18 protein-coding genes are annotated in these 23,498 nt (G+C 71.1%); 4 read left to right on the forward strand and 14 right to left on the reverse strand.

Annotated features, from left to right (window positions below):
- Positions 1-30: 30 nt before the first annotated feature.
- Complete coding sequence (locus tag AC1DCT_RS09085) at positions 31-1,914, forward strand: D-alanyl-D-alanine carboxypeptidase family protein (protein ID WP_477428677.1); 1,884 nt, start codon at positions 31-33, stop codon at positions 1,912-1,914.
- A gap of 424 nt (positions 1,915-2,338) precedes the next feature.
- On the opposite strand, the gene AC1DCT_RS09090 is transcribed toward AC1DCT_RS09085, so the two are convergent.
- From AC1DCT_RS09090 to AC1DCT_RS09100, 3 genes are all read right to left on the reverse strand, one after another.
- A complete protein-coding gene (locus AC1DCT_RS09090; RefSeq protein WP_477429644.1) occupies positions 2,339-4,540 on the reverse strand; it encodes an ABC transporter ATP-binding protein in 2,202 nt (733 codons plus the stop codon).
- 110 nt (positions 4,541-4,650) lie between these two features.
- Positions 4,651-6,378 (reverse strand): ABC transporter ATP-binding protein, encoded by a 1,728-nt coding sequence (locus AC1DCT_RS09095; protein ID WP_477428679.1) that lies wholly within the window; start codon positions 6,376-6,378, stop codon positions 4,651-4,653.
- Between the two features lie 209 nt (positions 6,379-6,587).
- Complete coding sequence (locus tag AC1DCT_RS09100; RefSeq protein ID WP_477428680.1) at positions 6,588-7,709, reverse strand: enoyl-CoA hydratase/isomerase family protein; 1,122 nt, start codon at positions 7,707-7,709, stop codon at positions 6,588-6,590.
- Positions 7,710-7,897: 188 nt separating this feature from the next.
- Here AC1DCT_RS09100 and AC1DCT_RS09105 point away from each other — a divergent pair, with 188 nt between their 5' ends.
- Positions 7,898-10,453, forward strand: coding sequence for an ATP-binding cassette domain-containing protein (locus AC1DCT_RS09105; RefSeq protein ID WP_477428682.1), 2,556 nt, complete (start codon positions 7,898-7,900; stop codon positions 10,451-10,453).
- Between the two features lie 85 nt (positions 10,454-10,538).
- On the opposite strand, the gene AC1DCT_RS09110 is transcribed toward AC1DCT_RS09105, so the two are convergent.
- The 11 genes from AC1DCT_RS09110 to hemE all read right to left on the reverse strand — a co-directional run bounded on the left by AC1DCT_RS09110 (position 10,539) and on the right by hemE (position 20,170).
- Positions 10,539-10,997 carry a hypothetical protein gene (locus tag AC1DCT_RS09110; RefSeq protein WP_440734301.1) on the reverse strand — a complete coding sequence of 153 codons (459 nt, stop codon included), beginning with the start codon at positions 10,995-10,997 and terminating at the stop codon, positions 10,539-10,541.
- A 219-nt stretch (positions 10,998-11,216) separates the two neighbouring features.
- Positions 11,217-12,539: a glutamate-1-semialdehyde 2,1-aminomutase gene (gene hemL, locus AC1DCT_RS09115; protein WP_477230255.1), complete on the reverse strand. Its 1,323-nt coding sequence runs from the start codon at positions 12,537-12,539 to the stop codon at positions 11,217-11,219.
- 128 nt (positions 12,540-12,667) lie between these two features.
- The gene (hemB, locus tag AC1DCT_RS09120) at positions 12,668-13,660 is read right to left on the reverse strand and encodes a porphobilinogen synthase (RefSeq protein WP_477429646.1); all 993 of its coding nucleotides are present in this window, start codon (positions 13,658-13,660) and stop codon (positions 12,668-12,670) included.
- A 35-nt stretch (positions 13,661-13,695) separates the two neighbouring features.
- The gene (locus tag AC1DCT_RS09125; RefSeq protein WP_440734303.1) at positions 13,696-14,490 is read right to left on the reverse strand and encodes a uroporphyrinogen-III synthase; all 795 of its coding nucleotides are present in this window, start codon (positions 14,488-14,490) and stop codon (positions 13,696-13,698) included.
- A gap of 11 nt (positions 14,491-14,501) precedes the next feature.
- Positions 14,502-15,548, reverse strand: a complete 1,047-nt coding sequence (gene hemC, locus AC1DCT_RS09130) for a hydroxymethylbilane synthase (protein WP_440734304.1) — start codon at positions 15,546-15,548, stop codon at positions 14,502-14,504.
- Positions 15,545-16,249: a hydrogen peroxide-dependent heme synthase gene (gene hemQ / locus AC1DCT_RS09135; protein ID WP_477428684.1), complete on the reverse strand. Its 705-nt coding sequence runs from the start codon at positions 16,247-16,249 to the stop codon at positions 15,545-15,547. Before hemQ ends, hemC begins: the two co-directional genes overlap by 4 nt.
- Positions 16,250-16,347: 98 nt before the next feature.
- Positions 16,348-16,623 (reverse strand): hypothetical protein, encoded by a 276-nt coding sequence (locus AC1DCT_RS09140; RefSeq protein WP_440734306.1) that lies wholly within the window; start codon positions 16,621-16,623, stop codon positions 16,348-16,350.
- Complete coding sequence (locus tag AC1DCT_RS09145; protein ID WP_440734307.1) at positions 16,613-17,017, reverse strand: phage holin family protein; 405 nt, start codon at positions 17,015-17,017, stop codon at positions 16,613-16,615. The genes AC1DCT_RS09140 and AC1DCT_RS09145 overlap by 11 nt, the downstream gene beginning before the upstream one ends.
- 1 nt (position 17,018) lies before the next feature.
- Entirely contained in the window at positions 17,019-17,441 is a 423-nt protein-coding gene (locus tag AC1DCT_RS09150) for a hypothetical protein (RefSeq protein WP_440734308.1), read from the reverse strand.
- Positions 17,442-17,594: 153 nt separating this feature from the next.
- The gene (locus AC1DCT_RS09155) at positions 17,595-19,121 is read right to left on the reverse strand and encodes a protoporphyrinogen/coproporphyrinogen oxidase (RefSeq protein WP_477428687.1); all 1,527 of its coding nucleotides are present in this window, start codon (positions 19,119-19,121) and stop codon (positions 17,595-17,597) included.
- Positions 19,118-20,170: a uroporphyrinogen decarboxylase gene (hemE, locus tag AC1DCT_RS09160; protein ID WP_477428689.1), complete on the reverse strand. Its 1,053-nt coding sequence runs from the start codon at positions 20,168-20,170 to the stop codon at positions 19,118-19,120. Before hemE ends, AC1DCT_RS09155 begins: the two co-directional genes overlap by 4 nt.
- Before the next feature lie 285 nt (positions 20,171-20,455).
- Here hemE and AC1DCT_RS09165 point away from each other — a divergent pair, with 285 nt between their 5' ends.
- Positions 20,456-21,916 (forward strand): hypothetical protein, encoded by a 1,461-nt coding sequence (locus AC1DCT_RS09165; protein WP_477428691.1) that lies wholly within the window; start codon positions 20,456-20,458, stop codon positions 21,914-21,916.
- Between the two features lie 108 nt (positions 21,917-22,024).
- Positions 22,025-23,359: a glutamyl-tRNA reductase gene (locus AC1DCT_RS09170; protein ID WP_477230248.1), complete on the forward strand. Its 1,335-nt coding sequence runs from the start codon at positions 22,025-22,027 to the stop codon at positions 23,357-23,359.
- Positions 23,360-23,498 lie beyond the last annotated feature (139 nt).

Genomic DNA, 23,498 nt, shown 5'->3' on the forward strand with positions numbered 1-23,498 from the left:
GTTGACAGGGGCGCCCGATACGGTAGGGGGGTGAACAATGACGACGGTCCGGGGGCCGCCCAGGTCGATCCGGAGATCGTCGACGCCGACGCACTCGATGCAGAGGGCACCGAAACGGAGATCGACGAGACCGCGGTCGAGCCGGCTGGACTGTTCTCGACGACGCCGGAGCGGAGCGGATCCGCGTCGCTGTTCCCCGCGCAGGACGTCCCTCCCGCCGCACCGCTGTTCCCCGCACCCGAGTCGACCCCCTCCGCATCGCTGTTCGGAGGAGCGACGGATGCGGCCCCATCCAGGTCGGCTGCGACCTCCGAGTCGGCGGTCGCCGAGAAGGATCCGGCCATCGAGATCGCACCGCCCGCCCTGTCGGCACCGACCGCACCGTCGGAGTCGGCGCCCGTCGCGCTGCCGGAGGATCCGATCGTCGAGCCGACGCCCCTCGTCCCCGCCATCGGCGCAGGTCGGACCGCCGTTACCGAACCAGCCTCCGTGCCACAGGCAGCCGCGGGCACTGATGCCGACCGGAGCCCCGTCGCCCCCGTGCGACCGCTGCCCTCCGCAGGGCTCGTCCGCGGCCCCGACCGTACCCCGACCGCCGCTCTCACCTGGGTGGACGTGGCCCGGGTGGGCGCCGGTACGGCCGCCGCGACGGCTCCCTCCCGGTCATTGCTCGACGACGCCCCGCACCGAACCCTCGTCCGGCCCGGCGTGCTGCTGCCGTTCGTCGGAGTGCTCGCCGTGATCGTGGCGTACGGCGCCACGACCGCGCTCTGGCCGCTGAACGCCGTGCAGCCCGTCGCCTCCGCGGTCGAGTTCCAGCCGGCCGCCGCCCCTGCGGCGGCTGCGGCCTGGCCTGCCACGGGCAGCGCCGCCGTGGGCGTCGAGGGCATCGGCACGATCGCCTCGGCCGAGCAGCAGGTGCCGATGGCCAGCATCACGAAGCTGGTGACCGTGCTCGTCTCGCTCGACAAGCTTCCGCTCAAGCCCGGCGAGCAGGGTCCGTCGTTCGCATTCACCCAGGCCGACAGCGACGACTACCTGAGCTACCTGAGGCAGGATCAGTCCGCGCTCGACGTGCCTGTGGACGGATCCCTCACCCAGTACCAGCTCTACGAGGGGATCCTGCTCGGCTCCGCGAACAACTACGCCGACCGGCTCGCCCGCGAGGTCTGGGGTACGGAGGAGAACTACGCCGCCGCCGCCAACCAATGGCTGAGCCAGCACGACCTCGGCGACATCACGGTCGTCACGCCCTCCGGTTTCGACTTCGGCAACGTCGCAACCCCGCGCGCGCTCATCCAGCTCGGCCAGATCGCCGAGAAGAACCCGGTGATCGCCGGGATCGTGAAGCAGAAGAGCGTCGAACTGCCCGGCGCGGGCAGCGTGAAGAACACCAACGGCCTCATCGACGACGCCGGCATCGTCGGCATCAAGACCGGGACGATCGGCGACGGGGACGACACCCGCTACAACCTGCTCTCGGCCAAGGACGTCTCCGACAGCGACATCATCGTGCGAATCTACGTCGCCGCCCTCGGGCAGGACAGCGATCAGGGCCGGGTCGATGCCTCACGAGCCCTGTACGCCGGCATCGAGGCGGCGCTGAAGGACCAGCCGCAGACCGTCGGCAAGGGTGCGACGCTGGGCACCGTCGACACGGCGTGGGGCGAGACCACCCAGGTCGTCGCGGCCGAAGACGGCCGGGTCGTGCTGTGGAACGGCGCCTCGGCCACCTCGACCACCAAGTTCTCGCTCGGTGACCAGTGGAAGGCCGGCGAGAAGGCGGGAACGCTCAGCCTGAAGGGTCCCCTGGATTCCGCCTCGGTGCCGTTGGAACTGCGCACCGCCCTGCACGGCCCCAGCCTCTGGTGGCGCCTCACCCATCCCCTCGAGCTGCTCGGACTCACGAAGTAGGGATCCCGGATCCGACCGGCAACGGTCGTCGGGCGAGTACGACCCTGTCGCAGCCGGTCGGTCCGGGTCGCGTTGGATCCGCTCAGGTCGCACTGGATCCGCTCAGGTCGCACTTTCTGCTCTGAAACCGGCCTTGGCAGAGCAGAAAGTGCGACCTGAACACACGGGGGCACGGCCCCGCCGCTGCGACGGCTGAGACTACGGCCGCGCCCCGCCGCGACCCCGAATCCGCCCTCGACTGCGACTTCGACTGCAACTTCGGCTGCGACTTCGACTGCGACTTCGGCAGCACCCGTCCGGGCCGCTGACCCCGGCCCCGACGCCAACCCCGGTGCACGGCGCACAATGTACGGCGCAATCCGGCAACGCGAAAGCGCCGCCGCCCAGCGAACAGGACGACGGCGCTCTCATCGAGGGGGACGGGTCAGGCTCTGTCGTCGCCGAACTCGATCGACGGGCCGTCCGGCCGCTCGGCCGATTCGATGACCCGCTCGGCCACCGCGACAGGAGCGGTCCCCGCCCCGGCGACGACGGCCCCGCCGGCCTCGGCCCCTTCGACAAGCTCAGGGACCGACGCGACGGATCCGTCCGTCGGCACCGTGACGGTTCCGGTGACGAGAGCCTCGTCCGCATCGGTGTCGCTCGCGGCCTGCTCGAACTGCGACTGGTACAGCCGCCAGTACGCGCCCTCGGCCGCGATGAGCTCCTCGTGCGTGCCCTTCTCCACGATGTCGCCGTGCTCCATCACCAGGATGAGGTCGGCGTCGCGGATCGTGGACAGACGGTGCGCGATCACGAACGACGTGCGCCCATGCCGCAGCGCCGCCATCGCGTGCTGCAGCAGCAGCTCGGTGCGGGTGTCGACGGCCGACGTGGCCTCGTCCAGGATGAGGATCGACGGCTGTGCGACGAACGCGCGCGCGATCGTGATCAGCTGACGCTCACCGGCCGAGACGTTCGAGGCGTCCTCGTCGAGCTTCGTCTCATAACCCTCGGGGAGGGCGTGCACGAAGCGGTCGACATATGTCGCCTTGGCGGCGTCGATGACCTCGTCATCGGTCGCGGTCGAGCGTCCGTAGCGGATGTTCTCCCGGATCGTGCCCGCGAACAGCCACGGATCCTGCAGCACCATGCCGGTGCGGGAGCGCAGGTCGGAACGCTCCATCTGGGCGATGTCCTGCCCATCGAGCAGGATCCGACCGCCGCTCAGCTCGTAGAACCGCATGATGAGGTTCACCAGTGTGGTCTTGCCCGCGCCGGTCGGGCCGACGATCGCGACCGTCTGACCCGGCTCCACCTGGAACGACAGATCCGTGATGAGCGGGCGATCCTCGGTGTACGAGAACGCGACGTGCTCGAACTCGATGACGCCCTTGCCGTCGGTGACGGTCGGTGCGTCCTCGGTGTCGGGATCCTGCTCCTCCGCATCCAGCAGCTCGAACACGCGCTCGGCCGAGGCCGTGCCGGACTGCACGACCGCCGCCATGCCGCCCAGCTCGCTGAGCGGCTGGGTGAACTGCTGCGAGTACTGGATGAACGCCTGCACGTCGCCGAGCCGCAGTTGGCCGCTGGCGACCATGAGGCCGCCGAGCACGGCGAGGCCGACGTAGGTCAGGCTGCCGATGAAGGTCATGGCCGGCATCATCAGCCCGGACAGGAACTGGGCCTTGAACGCGGCCTGGTAGAGCTCCTCGTTCTCGACCTGGAACTTGTCCAGCGCGTCCTTCTCGCGGCCGAACACCTTGACCAGCGCGTGGCCGGAGAAGGCCTCCTCGACGCGCGCGTTCAGACGGCCGACCTTCTTCCACTGGATCCCGAACGCCTTCTGCGAACGCGGTCCGATGACGCCGAAGATCACGGCCATGAGCGGCAGCGCCACGAGGGCGACGAGGGCCAGCTGCCAGGAGATCGAGAACATCATGATCAGGACGCCGACCACGGTGAGCACCGACGTGAGCGCGCCGGACAGCGATTGCTGCATGGTCTGCGTGATGTTGTCGATGTCGTTCGTGACGCGGGAGATCAGCTCTCCGCGCTGCACCTTGTCGAAGTACGACAGCGGCAGGCGGTTGATCTTCGCCTCGACATCCTCACGCAGGCGCCACATCGTGCGCACCATGATGACGTTGATGACGTACCCCTGGATCCAGCTCAGCAGAGCGGATCCGACGTAGATCGCGAGCACCGCGGTGATCACCCAGCGCAACTGCTCGAAGTCGATCCCGTCGCCGACCTTGAACGGCCCGAACGCGGCCACCATGTCCGCGAACTGGTTCTGCTTCGCGGCGCGCAGCTGCTCGACCACCTGCGCCTGGGACATGCCCTCCGGGAAGCCGGGGAAGCCGTTCTGCGGTTTGGCGAGCTGCAGAGAGGTGAAGCCCTCGTAGATGATGTTGGTCGCGTTGCCGAGCACCTTCGGTGCGGCCACGGCGAGCACGACGCCGAGCGCTCCGAAGATCGAGACCAGCACGAACCATACGGCGCTGGGCTTGAGCAGCCCGATCATCCGCTTGAAGCTCGGGCCGAACTGGTTCGCCTTGCCCGGGGCGGGCCCGTCGAACATCCCGCCGCCCTGCTGGCGCGCCTTCTCGGCCTGCTCGGCCTCCAGCTTCTCGGCGTCGGTCATCTCGACGGTCGCCGTCGATCCGCCGGCGTACTTCGCCCGGCGTTGCGCCATGCGCTCGGCGCGTGCGGCCTTCTTGTCCACGCCCTCGGTCCCTGAGCTTGTCGAAGGGCTCATGCGTCCACCCCCAGCTGCGACTCGACGATCTCTCTATAGGTGTCGCTCGTCTCGAGCAGTTGCTCGTGCGTGCCCGCGGCCACCATCGTCCCGCCCTCCAGCACGACGATGCGGTCGGCATCGGTGATGGTCGAGACGCGCTGCGCGACCACGATCTTGGTCACGTGCGGCAGCTCGCGCCACAGCGCCTGGCGCAGCCGGGCGTCGGTGGTCAGGTCGAGCGCCGAGAACGAGTCGTCGAAGACGAGGATCTCGGGCTGGTGGATGATCGCGCGAGCGATCGCGAGCCGCTGGCGCTGACCGCCGGACACGTTCGTTCCGCCCTGGGCGATGGTCGAGTCCAGCCCGTCGGGCATCTCCGAGACGAAGTCCTTCGCCTGCGCGATCTCGAGCGCGGCCCACAGTTCCTCGTCGGTCGCCTCCTCACGCCCGTAGCGCAGGTTGGACGCGATCGTCCCGCTGAACAGGAACGGGCGCTGCGGCACGAGTCCGATGCTCTTCCACAACGCGTCGACATCGGCCTTGCGCACGTCGGTGCCGCCGACGACGGCGGCGCCCCCCGTGACGTCGAACAGTCGAGGGATCAGCGAGATCAGCGTGGTCTTGCCCGCGCCGGTGGATCCGACGATCGCGACGGTCTCACCGGGCTCCGCCGCGAAGCTGATCCCGTGCAGCACCGGCGACTCGGCGCCCGGGTACGTGAAGGAGACGTCGTCGAAGGCAACGGATCCCGGCACCGGGAACGACGTCACGCCGTTCTCCGGTCGCGTCATGCTCTGCTCGGCGTCGAGCACCTCGCCGACGCGCTCTGCGGACACCGCGGCGCGCGGGATCATCATCGCCATGAAGCTGGACATGATGATGCCGAACATGATCTGGCCGACGTACTGCATGAAAGCGAACAACGTGCCGACCTCGACCGTGCCGTTGTTCACCTCGACGCCGCCGAACCAGATCACGCCCACGATCGTCACGTTCATGATCAGCATGAACAGCGGGAAGAGCAGCACGAACAGCGAGCCGACGTTGCGGCCGACGACCATGATGTCGGTGTTGGCGCCGCGGAAGCGCTCCTCCTCGATGCGCTCGCGCACGAACGCGCGCACGACGCGCACGCCGGTGAGCTGCTCACGCATGATCCGGTTGACGTTGTCGAGCTTGCCCTGGTAGCTGCGGAACAGCGGGACCATGCGGCCGATGATGATGCCGGCCACGATCAGCAGGGCGGGCACGGAGATGGCGATGACCCAGCTCAGCTGGAGGCTGGTCTGCAGGGCGTAGATGATGCCGCCGATCGCGAGCAACGGCGCGGTCACGAACATCGTCGAGCCCATCATCGCCAGCATCTGCACCTGCTGCACGTCGTTCGTGTTGCGGGTGATCAGCGATCCGGCGCCGAACTGCGAGACCTCGCGCTCGGAGAAGCCGCTGACGCGGGCGAACACGTCGGCGCGGAGGTCGCGACCCATGCTCATCGCCGCGCGCGCGGCGAAGTAGGTCGCGATCACGGAGGCGATGATCTGCCCGAGCGAGACGGCGAGCATGAACCCGCCGTGCGACCAGATGTAGGCGGTGTCGGCGTTGGCGACGCCCTTGTCGATGATGTCGGCGTTGAGGCGCGGCAGGGACAGCGAGGCATACGCACTCGCGAACTGGAACACCAGCACACCGAGCAGCAGCCACTTGTAGCGCTTGAGATAGCGGAAGAGGATCTTTCCGAGCACGGGCGGACTTTCCTTGTGGGAGCGGACTTCCCCAGGGGAAGCGGAATGAGTCGAGAAACGACCACGAAACACCCTGCCACGCGGCACGGACATTCACATCCCCCTTGAGGAGGATCGACTCAGATCTTCGCTGAGGGCGAAACGAATCCCTGCTCGCGTGGAGATTTCCGGATCCGGTTAAGAAACCCGGGCGCCCGGAGAAGCGCGCGTCAGCTCCAGAGCGGGACCGGGGGAACGTAGCCCCGCGCCTCGGCACCGGCATCGGGGGCGAGGTCGGTGAGGGTCTGCGGATCCCAGTGCGGATTGCGGTCCTTGTCGACCAGCTGAGCGCGGATCCCCTCGACGAGGTCGGGGTGGTGGTGCACGAACCACAGCACCCGTCGGTACTCCCCCGCCAGCGCGTCGCGCACGGAGTCCATCACGCGGGCCTCGCGCACGGCGTCCAGCGTCACGACGAGCGCGGTCGGCGCGAGGGACTCGAGCAGGTCTGCGGTGTCGGCGGGGGTGGGGCCTTCGCCCGGGACGGCCGTGTCGACCTGCCCGGCATCCGCGAGCGCCCGGAGGCGCCTGATGATCTCCGGCACCGTGTCGGCGGAGAACGCCTCGTCGATCCATGCCTGCTGCGCGGACAGCGGTGACGGATCCGGCGTCTCGTCGAACAGCATCACGATCTCGCTCGGCCCGGTCGGATCCGCCCGGTGTGCGAGCGCGTCGCGCAGCGCGTCCAGCCGCTCGGACGGGACCCAGAAGTCGGCGAACCCCGCGTAGAGCGCATCGGAGCCGTTCATCGTCCCCGCCGTGAGGGCCAGGAACTCGCCGAGCCGGCCAGGGGCGCGGCCGAGCAGCCAGGTGCCGCCGACGTCGGGCGTGAAGCCGATCTTCACCTCGGGCATCGCGAGCTGCGAGCGCTCGGTGACCACGCGGATCGCCGCATGCCCTGCGACGCCGATGCCGCCGCCCATCGTGATGCCGTCGGCGATCGCAACGACGGGCTTCGGGTATTCGGCGATCGCGGCGTTCATCGCGTACTCCTCGCGGAAGAACTCCACCGTGTCCGCGCTGCGTCCCGCGGTGATCTGGCGGTGCAGCTCGCGCACATCGCCGCCCGCGCACAGGCCACGCTCCCCTGCTCCGTCGATGTAGACGATCTCGATGTCGCTGTCGTCGCGCCAGGCATCGAGCGCTGCGTGCACCGCGCGGATCATCCCGACGTTGAGGGCGTTGAGCGCGCGCGGCCGGTTCAGCGTGATCCAGCCCAGCGCTCCCTCTGTGCGCACGAGCACCTCGGCGTCTGCGGCGGCGGATCCCTGGGCGTCTTCGACGGTGCTCACGGATGCCACGTTACCGCGCACGGCGCTCCGTCCGAGGTGCCGACGACCGGGTGGAGGGAGCACGAGCGTGCCTCCGCATCGCGGGCGCGGCGGCCCCCGCATTGGGCGGAATGCCCCGGATCAACCTGCGTTTTCCCTCCCCATCCGGCAGGATAGAGGGGTACTGCTGTATCTATGAGAGGCCGCGGATGACCGACGGACAAGTGCTCGAGTTCTCGCATGCGACGAAGCGCTTCGGCGTTCTCACCGCTGTCGACGACCTCTCCGCCCGTATCGAGCCCGGCGCGGTGACCGCGTTCCTCGGGCCCAACGGCGCCGGCAAGACGACCTCACTGCGGATGATGATCGGGCAGATCCGTCCGACCACGGGCACCGCCACCATCGGCGGCGTCGCCCATTCCGAGCTGCGCCACCCGCTGCGCACGATCGGATCTGTGCTCGAGGAGGCGGTCTACCGCCCCCGCCGCACCGCGCCGCGCCAGCTGACGATTGCGGCGAAGGCGAACGGCATCCCCCTCTCCCGCGTGCAGGAAGTGCTCGAGCTGGTGGGCCTGCAGAACGAGACCGAGACCCGGATCGGCGCCTATTCGCTCGGCATGCGTCAGCGGCTCAGCGTGGCCGGGGCCCTTCTCGGCGACCCCGGCGCCCTCGTACTCGACGAGCCCGCGAACGGCCTGGATCCCGAGGGCATCCGCTGGATGCGCCTGCTCATGCGCCAGCTCGCCGACGAGGGCCGGACGGTTCTCGTCTCCTCGCACGTGCTGAGCGAGATCGAGCAGATCGCCGACAACGTGCTGGTGCTGTCCAAGGGCCGCCTGGTCTACGCCGACAGCATCGGCAAGCTCTCGGACCCGACCACGGGATCCGTCGTCGTCGACGCCGACGACCGTGCGGCGCTCGCCGCCTCCCTGCAGAACGCCGGGCTGAGTTTCGACGTGCTGCGTTCGGGCCTGACCGTGCACAACACCGACGCCGCCGCCGTCGGCGCGGTCGCCGCGTCCGCCGGCCTCGCGCTCACCACGCTGCTGCAGCGCGGACCGAGCCTCGAGGAGGTCTTCCTCGACCTCGTGCACGGCCGTCGCGACTCCGCAACCGGCGCGATGCCGGTCGTCGGCGCACCGGAGGCGGCGACCGAGGCGCCCGTCACGGCCGATTCCGGTTCCACGGCGGATGCCTCCGACGAGAGCGCCGAAGAGCCGGCGACTGCCGACGGCATCCCGTCCGCAGGACTGTTCGGCGCGGCCGCGGCCGTGCCGGTCGTGGCCGCTGCGAGCGCCGGTGTCGCCGGCCTGTTCGACGCCGCGGGCGCGGCCGCCCCGGCGGAAGGCGCTGCCGCGGTTCCGACCACGCGCCGCGAGGCTGCCGAATTCGCCGCGGCGCAGTCGGCAGCCGACGAGAACGAGAACGCTGGAGGATCCGAGGACGAAGGATCCGAGGACGAGGGATCCGAGACGGCCGGCACGGACACCGAGGGCGCCGAGTCCGAGAGCGCCGAGACTGCGATCGACGGCGGCGAGGGTGTGCCCGAGGACGAGGCTCCCGCGACCGACGAGAACGATGCGGAGAGCGCGGACGAGGCTTCCGACTCCGACTCCGAGGAGAACGGGTCCCCGGAGGACGGTTCCGACGAAGGCGCTTCCGACGAAGGCGCTTCCACCCAGGACGGATCGGACCAGGACGGATCGGACCAGGCCGGATCGGACCAGGGCGAGGAGGAGGCCGACGCCTCCGGCACCGACGCCTCCGGCGAGAACGGATCCGCCGAGGGCGACACCGACACGGATGTCCAGGCGGACGAGGGCGAGCAGGACCAGTCCGAGTCGGAGTCGACCGAGGATGCGGAAGCGGAGACCGGCGTCGAGGACCAGGCAGAGCGCACCGACGAGGATTCCGCGTCGTCCGAGGACGCCCACGACGACACCGCCATCGCGGCGGGCGTCGCGCTGACCGCCCCGATCGACGCCGACTACACGCCGGGCGACGCGGCCCAGGACAGCGCGGACGAGGCGCGGCAGGACGAGGACTCCGACGAGCACGAAGCCCCTCTCACCCACGCCGCCGACGCCGGCGAGGAAGGATCCGCAGCACTCGGATCCTTCGAGACCGCCGCGCTGACCATCCCGGACGCCGCGCCGGTGTCCTTCGACGACCTGATCACCGGCGTGCCGTCGGCCCCGCAGACCTCCGACGTCGAGACCGCCGAGGGCGAGGACCACTCCGAGAGCCAGGAGCCGGACGCGGACGACCGCGACGACCGCATCGACGACGCCCCCACGGCGGCGACGACCGTGATCACGACACCCTCCGCCGACGACGAGTTCGCCACGCCGGAGCCCAGCACGGAGACCACCGAGATCGCCGGGATCGAGATCTTCGCGGCGCTCGCCGAGGGGCGCACACAGGAGATCCAGGTCATCCTCGACGAGTCGCCCGACGATGACGACGACCTCGAGGACGTGACGCAGGGCGAGATCGACCAGCACGAGGATCCGCGCGCCGCGGCCGTCAGCGCGTCCCTCGCCGCCGCGGCCCGCGCGTTCTTCACGGACGACGCTCCCTCCTACACGCCCGGTCCGGCCGGCGACGAGGAGTCCGCTGAGCAGTCCGCTGCGCACGACGAGTCGGCGCCGCAGGACGACCAGCAGCGCGACGGGTCACAGCACGAGCAGAGCCAGGACGAGCAGAACCACGACGAGCAGAACCACGATGGGGAGCGCCACGACGGCGACCACCACGGGCACTGACCGGGGCCGAAGCAGGAACGGAGCGGCGATCGTCTGAGAAGACGGTCGCCGCTCCGTCGTTCCCCCAACCTGCGAGTCGGGTGGATCAGGCGGGGCGGATCGCAGGCTTGCGCTTGCGCCTGGGCTTGCCCGCGGGCTCCACGACCGGGATCGCCCCGGTCGCGGCGATGTCGGTGACCTCCGCGAGCTCGGAGGTCGCATCGAGCCGCAGCGCCTGCGCGAGCGCCAGACCGTGCCGGGTCGTGAGGACGAGCCGCTGGAACTCGGCGCCCTCGAGGTCGATCACGACGCTGGGCTTGTGCCGCCGGATGAGCACGAAGTCATCGCCGTTCGCCGACTTCCAGGTGCCGGCGGCGAGCACGAGCGGCACATGCGTGCCGGGGCTGCCGACGCCGCGCAACCATGTCCAGGCGTCATCCGTGAGCTGCACCTTGACGATCGACTCGCGGGCGATGTGCAGGTTGTCGCGGCGGAACGAGACGGCGCGCTCGAGCGGAGAGAGCTCCACCTCGAGGCGGGTCCGATCCAGCAGCAGCGTCACCATTCCCCCAGTCTGCCAGCGCCGACCCGGATCCGCCCGCGAGGCACCTCACAGGACGGCAACGATCCCACTGGCGGTGATCCACAATCCGCGGTCCGGCGATGACGGCGCTCTCGTCCACTCGGTCCTGCTCACTGGTCGCGAATTGCGGCTTTCGCTCGCTCAAAGTCGCAATTCGCGACCAGTGAGCGGAGATGCCGGACGGGATCCGCGTCCGTGGGGTCAGGCCGTGGCCCGGGCCGCGGCCTGAGCGGCCGCGGGAAGCGCCGCCTCGATCGCTGCGAGTTCCGCCTCGCCGTGCGCGGCCGTGAGGAACCAGGCCTCGAACACGCTCGGCGGCAGCGCCACGCCCTGCTCGCGCATGGCGTGGAAGAACGGCGCGTACCGGAAGACCTGCTGCGCCTGCGCTTCGGTGTAGTCGCGCGGGGCCTCGGCCGCGAAGGCCACGCCGAACAGGTTGCCTGCGCGCGGCACGGCGTGCTCCACGCCCGCGTCGGTGAGCGCGCTGTCGAGCGCGGCGGACAGCCGGGCTGCGGCGGCGTCGATCCGCGCGTACACGTCCGGGGTCGCGAGGCGCAGGGTGGCCAGGCCCGCGGCGACCGAGAGCGGGTTCCCGCTCAGCGTGCCCGCCTGATACACCGGCCCGGTCGGCGCCAGCCGGTCCATGACCTCGGCACGCCCGCCGAGCGCCGCGAGCGGCATGCCCCCGCCCACGACCTTGCCGAAAGTGATGATGTCGGGCAGGTACTCCTCGCCCGCCGCCTGCTGCAGGCCCCAGAAGCCGGCCGCGTGCACGCGGAAGCCGGTGAGCACCTCGTCCAGGATCATGAGAGCGCCGTGCGCATGCGCGGTCTCGGCGATGAGCCGGTTGAATCCGGCCTGCGGCGCCACCACGCCCATGTTCGCCGCGGAGGCCTCCACGATCACAGCCGCGATCCGGTCGCCGTGCTCGGCGAACACGGCGGCGAGCGCCTCCGGGGAGTTGTAGTCGATGACGAGCGTCTGCGCGGCGATCGGGGCGGGGACACCCGCGGATCCGGGCAGGGCGAGGGTCGCGACACCGGATCCAGCCGCGGCCAGCAGCCCGTCCGAGTGCCCGTGGTAGTGCCCGGCGAACTTGACGAGCAGATCGCGGCCGGTCACGCCGCGGGCCAGCCGGATCGCGGTCATGGTCGCCTCGGTGCCCGTGGAGACCAGCCGCACCCGCTCGACGGGGCGCACGTCGCCGTGCCGCACGCGGTCGGCGATGAGCGCGGCGAGCTCGACCTCGCCCTCGGTCGGGGCGCCGAACGACAGCCCGCGGGTGGCCGACTCCTGCACGGCCGCGACGATCTCGGGGTGCGCGTGCCCCAGCAGCGCCGGGCCCCAGGACGCGACGAGGTCGAGGTAGGTCGTGCCGGCCGCGTCAGTGACCGTCGCGCCGGACGCGCTCGCCAGGAACCGCGGCGTGCCGCCGACCGACCCGTAGGCGCGCACCGGGGAGTTCACCCCTCCGGGGATCACGGCACGGGCGGCATCGAACAGGACGTCATTGCGGTCGGTCATGGATCCATTCTCCCGGAGGATCCTGTGCCCGGATGTCGGCGGGTCCTCCTCGTTTCAAAGCGCGCAAATGGCTCTATCCGAAGCCGAAATGGAGCCATTTGCGCGCTTCGAAAGCACCTGGGCCCGGTTCAGCCGCGGGCGAGCCAGCGGGCGGCCTCGGTCGCCCAGTAGGTCAGCACGACGTCGGCGCCGGCACGGCGGATGGACAGCAGCGACTCCAGGATCGTGCGCTCGCGATCGAGCCAGCCGTTCTGCGCCGCGGCCTCGATCATCGCGTACTCGCCCGAAACCTGGTACGCCCACACCGGCACGCGCACGGCGTCGCGCACCTCGCGCAGCACGTCGAGGAACGCCATCGCGGGCTTCACCATGACGATGTCCGCACCCTCGGCCTCGTCCAGCAGCGCCTCGCGCACGCCCTCGCGGCGGTTGCCCGGATCCAGCTGATACGTGCGGCGGTCGCCCTGCAGCTGGGAGTCGACGGCCTCGCGGAACGGTCCGTAGAACGCGCTCGCGTACTTCGCCGCGTAGCCGAGCAGCAGCACGTTCTGGAAGCCCTCGGCGTCCAGAACGTGGCGCACCGCGGCGGTCTGTCCGTCCATCATGCCGCTCAGCCCGAGCAGCTGCGATCCGGCGCGGGCCTGGGCGAGCGCCATCGCCACGTACCGCTCCAGCGTCGCGTCGTTGTCGACGGAGCCGTCGGCGGCGAGCACGCCGCAGTGACCGTGGTCGGTGAACTCGTCCAGGCACAGGTCGGTCTGCACGACGAGGGCGTCGCCGACCTCCGCCGCCAGCGCGGCGGTGGCGACATTGAGGATCCCGTCCGGATCATCGGCACCGGATCCTGTGGCGTCGCGCACGGCGGGCACGCCGAACAGCATGATCCCGGTCACGCCCGCCTCGGCCGCCTCGACGGCGGCGCGACGGAGGGAGTCGAGCGAGTGCTGCACGACGCCGGGCATGGATCCGATCGGGGACGGATCCGTCAGTCCCTCGCGCACGAAGGCCGGGAGCACCAGGTGCCGAGGAAGCAGATCCGTCTCGCGCGCCAGGGAGCGCACCGGGGCGGACTGCCGCAGCCGGCGTGGGCGGACATCGGGGAAGCCGGCCGATGCGCCCAGCCCGGCGGCGGCGGCATCAGAGCGAAGTCCGCCGGTCACGGGGCGAACTCGTCGGCCGCGTGCGGGAGGGTGAACTGGGCGACCGCGTCGATGAGCGCGTCGACCGTCTGCGTGTCGGCGACCACCGTGATCGGCAGGCCCGCCCTCTTGGCGTCCTTCGCGGTACGGGGCCCGATCGCGGCGAGCAACGTGGAATCCGGGATGTCCGGGAACTGCTCGCGCACCTGCTCGGCGACGGATCCGCTCGTGACCAGGATCGCGTTGATCCGGCCGTTCTGCACGTCGCGCATGATGCGCTCCGTGACCGGAACGCCGACGGTGCGGTAGGCGACGACGCTGGACACGTGATGGCCCGCCTTGATCAGCGATTTGGTGAGCAGGGGCTTGGCGATCTCACTGCGCAGCGTCAGGATCCGCTTCGGTTCCGGCTCGAGCGCGATGAGCTGGGCCGCCATTCCCTCGGCGGAGTTGTCGTCCTCCGGCACGAGGTCGACGTGATAGCCGACGGCGGCGAGCGCCGTGGCCGTGGTCTCACCCACGGCGGCGATCTTCGTGGAGACGGGGATCTCGGCGCGGTGCGCGAAGAGCACGTCGACCGTGGTCGCGCTCGTGATGGTGAGCCAGTCGAACTCGCCGTTCGCGAGCTTCGCGAGCGCGTCATCGAGAGCGGCCTGGTCGTTCGTCGGCGCGAAGTTGATCAGGGGCGCCACGACGGGGACCGCTCCCTGCGCGCGCAGAGTGGCGGCGACGCCGTCGCCCCAGGGGCCTCCGCGCGGCACGAGCACACGCCAACCCGTCAACGGCTTGGCCTCTTGCTTCGATTCAGTCATCATCATCGGATTCAGGGGCGCGGAATGAGGTCAGCCGCCCCACGTTCGAGCAGCCGACGGGCAACAGACAACCCGATCGCGCGCGATGCGCTGATCGGGTCCGCACCATCGGCAGAGTCCGCACCGTTGCCACTGCCGTTGGGACGAATATACTCCTCGCCCGGTGCCGCAGCCTTCACGGAGTCTGGATGCAGCGGCTCCGTGACGTCGATCCCGATCCGCCAGCCGTCGTGCGGCGCGTAGACCACGGCTCGCACGCGCAGGTCGCCGTCCACGATCTCCGCGTGCGCGGCCATCGGCGCCTGGCAGCCGGAATCCAGCCCCTCCAGCACTGCTCGTTCCGCGGTGACGGCGATGCGGGTGGCCTCGTCGTCAAGGGCGGCGAGCGCGGCCAGAAGCTCTGCCGGAGCGTCGACGGTGGTCTCCACGGCGAGCGCTCCCTGGCCGGGCGCCGTCGGCCACTCGGCGAGACCGAGCGGCTCGGCCTTCAGCTCGCCGAGGGGATCCCCGTCGAGCCTGCTGAGTCCCGCGGAGGCGAGGATCACGGCGTCGAGCTCGCCCGACGCCACGCGCTGCAGCCGGGAGTCGACGTTGCCGCGCAGATCGGCCGTGTGCAGGCGCGGGTTGCGCACGTGCACCTGCGCGATTCGGCGCGGAGATCCGGTGCCGATCGTGGATCCGCCCTTCAGCTCGTGAAGGGGCGTGCCGTCGCGGGTGACGGCCACGTCGCGGGCGTCGGCGCGAGCCGGGATCGCGGCGATGACGAGTCCGTCCGGCACCTGCGTGGGCAGGTCCTTCAGGGAGTGCACGAGGATGTCGCACTCGCCGCGCAGCAGCGCATCGCGCAGGGCCGTGGCGAACACGCCCTGCCCGCCGATCTCGCTGAGGGACGCCCGGTTGGTGTCGCCCTCGCTCGTGATCGGGACGAGTTCGACCCGACGGCCCGAGACCGCCTCGAGCGCCTTGGCGACGTGCCCCGACTGGGCCTGCGCGAGGGCGCTGCGGCGCGTGCCGAGGCGGATGACGCCCGCGCTCCCTGAACCCGTCGAAGGGGTCACTGCAGCACCTCGGGGATCTCCTCGAGGCGCAGGCGGCGCCCGGTGTAGAAGGGCACCTCCTCCTTCACGTAGCGGCGCGCATCGGTGTAGCGCAGGTCGCGCATGAGGTCGACGAGCTCCGTCGGGTCGTCGGCCTCGAGCGGCAGCAGCCACTCGTAGTCGCCGAGCGCGAAGGCCGCGACAGTGTTGGCGATGACCCTGCGGAAGGCCGCGCCCTTGCGCCCGTGCTCGGCGAGCATGCGGCGGCGCTCGTCCTCCTCGATCAGGTACCACTCGGGCGTGCGCACGAACGGGTACAGGCAGAGCCAGTCCTTCGGCTCGACGCCACGGAGGAAGCCGGGAACGTGCGCGCGGTTGAACTCGGCGTCGCGGTGCACGCCCATCACGTTCCACGTCGGCAGCAGGGTGCGCAGCAGTTCGGTGCGCCGGAGGCGCCGGAGGGCCTTCTGCAGTTCCTCGGGGTTCGGTCCGTGCAGCCACACCATGAGGTCGGCGTCGGCCTTCAGGCCGGAGACGTCGTAGAAGCCGCGGACGGAGATCCCGCCGTCCTCGATGTGCCGGACGATGTCCTCCAGCTCGGTGGCGTCGGACTCGACCACGGGAGCGGAGGGGTCGCGGCGCCACACGGCCCACAGGGTGAAACCCTGGGGCGAGGCGTCGGAGTCGGCGGCGAGCACGGGCGTTTCTGCAGCTTCAGCCATGGATCCAGTCTGCCCCCTCCAGCTATGTGGCGGAGAATCCGAGTCGTCCCCCTGAGGGCGACCTATAGACCGCGCTCAGGGGGACGACTCGGAGAAAGTCAGCGTGCGATGCTGCGGGCGACGGCCCAGACGATGCCGCCGACGACCGCAGCCACGCCGACAGCCGCGGCCATGGCGCCGACCGGGTTGCGCCGCGCGAACGCGCGCAGCTTCACCTTGCCCTCGACGGTCGCCTTCTCGAGACGACGGGGCACGTTGCCCTTCTCCTCGATCGCGAGCAGCGCCGCCTTCAGCTCGGCACGGGCCGAGGCGACGGGATCGACGATCCCTGCGGGCACGGCCGTGCGCGGGATGTTCACCGGGTCAACGGCCATTGCCGGCCTCCTTCACGATGCGGACGTCGGTGGCGACGGCCTGTGCGGGATTCTCCCGGCGCAGGACCTTGCGGAACTTCACGATTCCGAGCAGCGCGAACACGACCACGGCGAGCAGCAGGATCCCGAACGTGATGATCGCGGAGAGCCAGACCGGGAACCACGATGAGAGGCCGGCGATCGCGAACACGAGGATGACCGGCACGGTCCAGAACAGGAAGAACAGTGCGACCAGGAACCAGACACTGCCGATCCCTGCGTCCTTGGCGGTGCGGGAGATCCAGGTCTTGGCCGCGTCGATCTCGGCCTTGACGAGATTGCTGACGAGGTCGGGAAGGTCGCCGAGCAGCGTCAGCAGGCTGTCGTCGGCGCGATCCCGGAAGTTGCCGGCCATGTCAGGCGTCCGTGGTCGGCTTCTTCGGCGCAGCCTTCGCGCCCGAAGACGTGCGGGGCTTCGTCTTGCTCTCCGCCGCGGCGGCGCTCTGTTCCGCAGCTGCCACGGTCTCCTCCGCCGCCTGCTTGACCTCCGCAGCGACGGTCTTGCCGCTCGCGATGGTCGAGTCCACGCGCTGACCCGGCGTTCCGTCGGACGTGGCGGCCTTGACGATCTTCACGGCGCCGGTCCACAGAGCCTGCGGCACGGCGGCCGCCTGCGTCTTCGCGAAGTCCTGCACCTTGTGCACCTGCGCCTGCACGGGGTCGAGGTGCCAGACCTTGAGCCACTGCTTCTTGATCTGCTCGTAGCGCTCGCGCCCCGCGCGAGTGCCCAGCACGTATCCGACGCCGAGTCCGACGACAAGTCCGATCTTCCCCTTCATGGGGTCTCCTCACGATTGCGGTCTCTGCGGATCTCCAGCGTAACCCTGTATTCCGTTTTCGGCATCTATCGGGCGGAGGGGGTTGACTTCGCTCGGTCCACGTGCGGCGTCCTCCCGCAGCCGACCTGCGGACCACGGCCGCTTCCGCCGGGGTCAGCCCCAGAGGAGGGCGTGACGGATCCGCTCCGCCTCCTCCTTCGCGTGCGGGACGACCTGCGCGAGACCGGTGCCGCTGAGCCACGCCCCGGTCGCGCCGACGCCCGGCACCGCGGAGATCACGGCCGCCGCCTCGGTGCGGCGCTCGGCCGCTCCCCGCACGGCCGAGGGCTGCGCCTGCACGAAACGCGCGCGGTGGCTGCCCCGCAGCTGCGCGGCGCTCAGCTCGACGCCGAGCAGGGCCGAGGCCTCGGCGAGCGCGAGGGACGCGGCGGCCTCGTCGTCGAGGGCGGCGGTCGCCGGCTCTTCGCCCGCGGAGCCGAACGACACCCGGACGACCTGCCTGTTGCCGGCCCGCTCGCGCAACCAGGCCCACTTCGCGGTGCTGTGCGTCAGGGCCTTCGCTGTATGCGACCCGGGAACGGTGAGCACTCCGGATCCGCGCGGGGCGACGGCGAGTTCGGGGGCGTCGAGGACCAGCGTGACGATCTCGATGCGCGGGCATGCTCCGCCAGCGACCGCGGCCAGCTCCGGCACGTGTGGCGCGAGAAGCCGGCGTGCCGTGGGCTCGTCGGCGGCGACGATCACCGCGTCGAAGCGGGCAAGGCCGTCGGCGGGCTCGGTGCCGAGGCCGTCCGCGACGACACCGTCCTGCTCCTGCTCCTGCTCCTGCTCGGCGAGGCGCACGGTCCAGCCGAGGTCATCACGCTCGAGCGCCTCGACCTGAGCGCCCGTGCGCACCTCGGATCCGAGCAGTTCGATACGCGCGATCAGCGCGTCCACGAAGCCCGACATGCCGCCTGTGAGACCCTGCACCGCCGCACCGGGTGCCTTGCCCGATCCGCCGGTGATCTCAGCGACCGCGCCGGAGAGCGAGCCGGCGCGGGTGAGGGCCGCGTTCAGAGACGGGGCTGCCACGTCGACGTCGATGTCGTCGGGGTGCGCGGAGTACACGCCGGTGCTGACCGGGGCCACGAGGCGGTCGAGCACCCTGGCGCCCATGCGCTTGCGCACGAGACGACCCAGACTGTGGTCGTGGCCGATCGTGAGCGGCGGCAGCAGACGGTCGAGCCAGGCTCGCCAGGTGCCGCTCCACCCGATCACCCGGCGCACGTCCTCGGCGAAGGGATTCGCGGGGATCCCGAGCAGCCCGCCTCGGGGCAGCGGCGCGGCGCCGCCGGGGATGCCCGCGACCCAGGCGCCGCCGGGCTCCGGCGACACCACCCGATCGTCGAGTCCGAATTCGGCGAGCAGTGCACGCACGTGACCGCCGCGCACGGCGAAGCTCTCGGCGCCGGCGTCGAACACGATCCCGTCGGCCTCGCCGGCCCGCACGGCGCCGCCGGCCCGATCCTGCGCTTCGAACACCGTCGCGTGCGCGCCGATCGCGGCGATCGACTCCGCCGCGACAAGGCCCGCCACTCCGCCGCCGATCACGGCGACCCGCAGGCGCGCGGCCTTCTCGGCGAGCTCAGGAGCGTGCGGTTCGACGGCGGGCGAAGACCCCGGATCCGGTGCGGTCATCGCCCGGCGACCGCCGACTCGACCCGCACCTCGTGCACCAGCTCGACGATCCGGGTGAGCACGGAGGGATCCGTCTCGGGCGGCACCCCGTGGCCGAGGTTCAGGATGTGCGCGCGGGCGGCGGTGCCGCGGCGCAGCACGTCGCGGACGTGCGCCTTGAGCACGGGCCAGGGCGCGGTGAGCAGCGCCGGGTCGATGTTGCCCTGCACGGTCACGTCGTCGCCGAGCACGGCCACGGCCTCGTCCAGCGGCAGGCGCCAGTCGACCCCGACCGCGTCGGCGCGGCCGTCCAGGCGCATGTCGGCGAGGAACGGCCCCGTGCCGACGCCGAAGTGGATGACCGGAGCGTCGATGCCGTCGACCGCGGCGGCCGAGTGCGGCGCGACGAAAGCGCGGTAGTCGGCGGGGCTGAGGGAGCCTGCCCAGGAATCGAAGAGCTGCACGGCGCTCGCTCCGGCCGCGTGCTGCGCGTCGAGGAAGGTCCGCGAGATCTGTGCGAGCCAGCCCGCGAGCCGGTTCCACGAGTCAGGATCCGTGTGCATCATCGCCCGTGCGCGCAGGTGCTCCTTCGACGGCCCGCCCTCGACGAGGTAGGCGGCGAGGGTGAAGGGCGCTCCGGCGAACCCGATCAGCGGCGTGGTGTCGCCGAGTTCGGCCACCACGAGCCGCACCGCCTCGGCGATCTGCGTCGTGTCGAGCGACGCGGGGTCGATCGCCGTGATCCGGTCGACGTCAGCCGCGGTGCGCACCGGCGCCGCGAAAACCGGCCCGCGGCCCGGCTCGATCTCGACCTCGACGCCGGCGAGCCGCAGGGGCACCACGATGTCGCTGAAGAAGATGCCCGCGTCCACGTTGTGCCGGCGCACCGGCTGCAGCGTGATCTCCGCTGCGAGGTCCGGCGTGAGGCAGGCGTCGAGCATCCGGGTGCCGACCCGCAGATCGCGGTACTCGGGCAGCGAACGGCCTGCCTGGCGCATGAACCACACCGGGGTGGTCTCGGGACGGTCTCCGGCGAGGGCGCGCAGCAGGGGTGCGTCGTTGAGGGGCATGGATCCATTCTCCCCCGCCGCTGCTTTGCGGCTCATGAGGATCCGGACGTCGCCCGCACGGATTCCGGCCTCGCGGCGAACGCGACGGCGGTCGGCGGGTGGCGGGTGGCGGGCGCACTGGCGAACGCGGCGGCGGTCGGCGGACGCACTGACGTCATCACCGCGCTTGGCGCGCCGCAGGGCCAGGCAGCAGAATGCTGGACAGGGATCCGCCGTCCCCGGTCGCGATGCCGCGCACCGCGCACCACGCGAAAGAGCAGGCCATTGGACGCAGCGACCCCGCCCGTGACATCGGCTCCCGGCGGCCACGGCTTCCCCGGCCTCCGCTTCGGCGCCCCCGGCCCGCGCTCGGGCGATCACGGCTTCCCCGCTCCGCGCTTCGGCAGCGGATCAGGCCTGGCGACAGCGCCCAGCTCGGCGGCCGGCCCCGCCACGCGCCCTCCGATGTCCCGCCTCCGGCGTGGCTGGCTGTGGGCCGTCGCCGTCGTCGTGGCGATCGCAGTCACCGTCGGGGGTGCAACGGTCACCGGAGTCGCCGTCCTCGCAGCGATCCCGCAGGAGTCCCCATACGGTTCGGCCGCCACCGGGGACAGTTCGTCGACGAGCGCCGACGCCTGGGACGACAACGTGACGATGCGGCTGAGCGCCGCGATGCAGGAGAACGACCGCGCGGCGTTCGTCGCGGCGGGCGACGGGCTCGTCGCGAAGCATCTGGCGGCGATCTGGGATGAGACCAAGAAGCTGGGCTGGACCATCGGGGTGGCCGAGGCGACGGACGCGACCGGATCCGTGCAGCTCGCGTTCAACATGCAGCTCGGCGGCTTCCACGCGATCGCCGCCGACAACGGCACCGGCTTCGGCGGGGAGCTGCTCGCGACCTTCGTGTACGACGCGACGATCAGGGGGACGGGGTCGGACTCGAAGCTGACGGCGCTGCGCGCGGTGTCGGAAATGCCCTGGGACCGAGAGGAGCAGATCGCGGTCGCGCGCGGAGAGCGGGTCGCTCTGTTCGCAGACGCCGACGAGGCCGCCCTCGCGACGGACCGCATCCCCGAGGCCGAGGCCGCGGCAGAGGACGTGCTCGCCCGTCCCGAGTGGGCCGGGTCCACGGCGCGGCTCGACGGCTTCGTGAGCTATGTGACCGAGAACGACGACGACTTCCGTGCGGCGTACGGTCCGAACATCGCCGACGGCGTCGCGGGGTTCTGCCGGTTCGACTACCGGCCGAGCCGATGGACGGCAGAAGACGTACCCGGCCTCGCCAGCGGCCCCTACCCCGGCGGCGGGCTCGCGGCCGTCGGCCCGGACGGTCTGCTCGACGAGGACGGGTACGTCTTCGCGCACGAGTTCGCGCACTACATGCAGAACACCTATGCGCCGGCCCCCTACGCCGCTGACGGCACAAAGGCCGACGATCGCGCCTTCTCCGAGGGCTATGCAGAGGCCGTCGCGGCCGAGTACGCCGACGCCTCCGACGAGTTGTTCACGACCCGCGAGGTGCGGCGGACGGTGCTCGATGGAGACGTAGCGGCCGCAGTCTCCGCCGCGGCGTTCGACGACTCCGCCCGAGTGGACACGGCCTACCTCACGGCCGGGTCGTACTTCTACTTCCTCGACCAGCAGCACGCCGACTACCGCGCCCTGCTGACGACGGACGGCACGACTCCGTTCGTCAAGGAGATCGACACGGTCATGCCGCCGGGGCTCCGCATCGAGGACTGGCGGGCCTGGATGGCCGAACAGTAGCGGCGATCGCGGCCACAGCCGGATCCGCGTCCGCCGGGTTCGGGATCCGCATGTCGCCCTGCGGCGCCTTCCAGGATCTGCAAAGCACCGGGAGCGTAAACTCTCAGGGTGCTGCTCTGCGTCACGGCCAATCACAAGACGGCCCCCTTCGACCTCCTCGAACGACTCAGTCGCACCCCGGATGACCTGGCTGGATCCCTCTCCGAAGGATCCAAGGGCGCCGTCGTGCTCGCGACCTGCAACCGCTTCGAGGCCTATGTCGACGTCGACGGCACGGCGGACGAGACCGACGTCGCGCGGATCCTGAGCACCGTCTCGGAGCGCAGCGGGATCCCCGCCGACACGCTCACCGCGTCATCGTCGGTGCATTCCGGCGCTCGCGTCGTGGAGCACCTCTTCTCCGTCGCCTCGGGGCTGGAGTCCGTGGTCTCGGGCGAGGGCGAGATCGCCGGCCAGGTGCGCCGTGCGCTGACCTCGGCGCGCAAGCACGGCACCACGTCCCCCGAGCTGGAGCGGCTGTTCCAGCGCGCCAGCGAGGCGCAGCGCAAGGTCAAGAACGACACCGCCCTGGGACGCGCCGGCCGCTCGCTCGTGCGCCTCGCCCTCGAGCTGGCCGACAGCCGCATCGCCGACTGGAGCGCCGCCCGCGTGCTGCTCGTGGGCACCGGGGCGTACGCCGCCGTGACCCTGGCGACGCTGCGCGAACGCGGCGCTCAGGACATCAGCGTGCACTCGCCGTCCGGCCGCGGGGCCGCGTTCGCCGTGAAGCACAGCATCCGCGCCCTGCCCAAGGCCGAGTACGCCCGCGCCGCCGCGCACGCCACGATCGTGATCACCTGCACCAGCGCCGAGCTTCCGGTGCTGGATGCCGCGATCCTGCGCGCGGGGCGGGGTCCGGCGCTGACGGTGCTGCCCTCGCCCGACGAGGCCACGGTCGACTGCCCGATCCCGGGACACGGGCCCTCGGCCGGTTCCGCACCGACGCAGCTGATCGTCGATCTGGGCATGCCGCGCAACGTCGCTCCCGACGTCGCCGACGTCGAGGGCGTCGCGCTGCTGGACCTCGAGACCATCCGCCTGCACGCACCGCTCGAGGAGTTGCAGGCCACCGACGCCGCGCGCTCGATCGTGCGCGCGGCCGCGGCGACGTTCCACGAGGTGGGCGCCCGCGAGAGCGTCACCCCGGCCGTCGTGGCCCTGCGCGGACACATCTTCGAGCTGCTCGAGGCGGAGATCGAGCGCGCCCGGCGTCGCGGCGACGACGGCGGCCAGGTCGAGCAGGCCATGCGCCACCTCGCCGGGGTGCTGCTGCACACCCCCACCAGCCGCGCGCACGAGCTCGCCGCACAGGGACGCGGATCCGAGTTCATCGCCGCGGTCGAGACGCTGTACGGGCTGAGCGCCGAGGTTGAGGCGCGGCAGGACGACGCCGCCACTGCCTGAACCGACCGAGATGTTGTCTCTCGTGACCGCCGGGCCTGGGGGCGAACACCCGACCGCGGCGATCGCCCCGGTCGTCAAAGAAGGAATCCGTTGCTCCCGGCCCCTTCGGAGCGGCGTGTTCCTTCTGCGACGCGACGTA

The organism is Microbacterium sp. 10L49 (assembly GCF_056395125.1).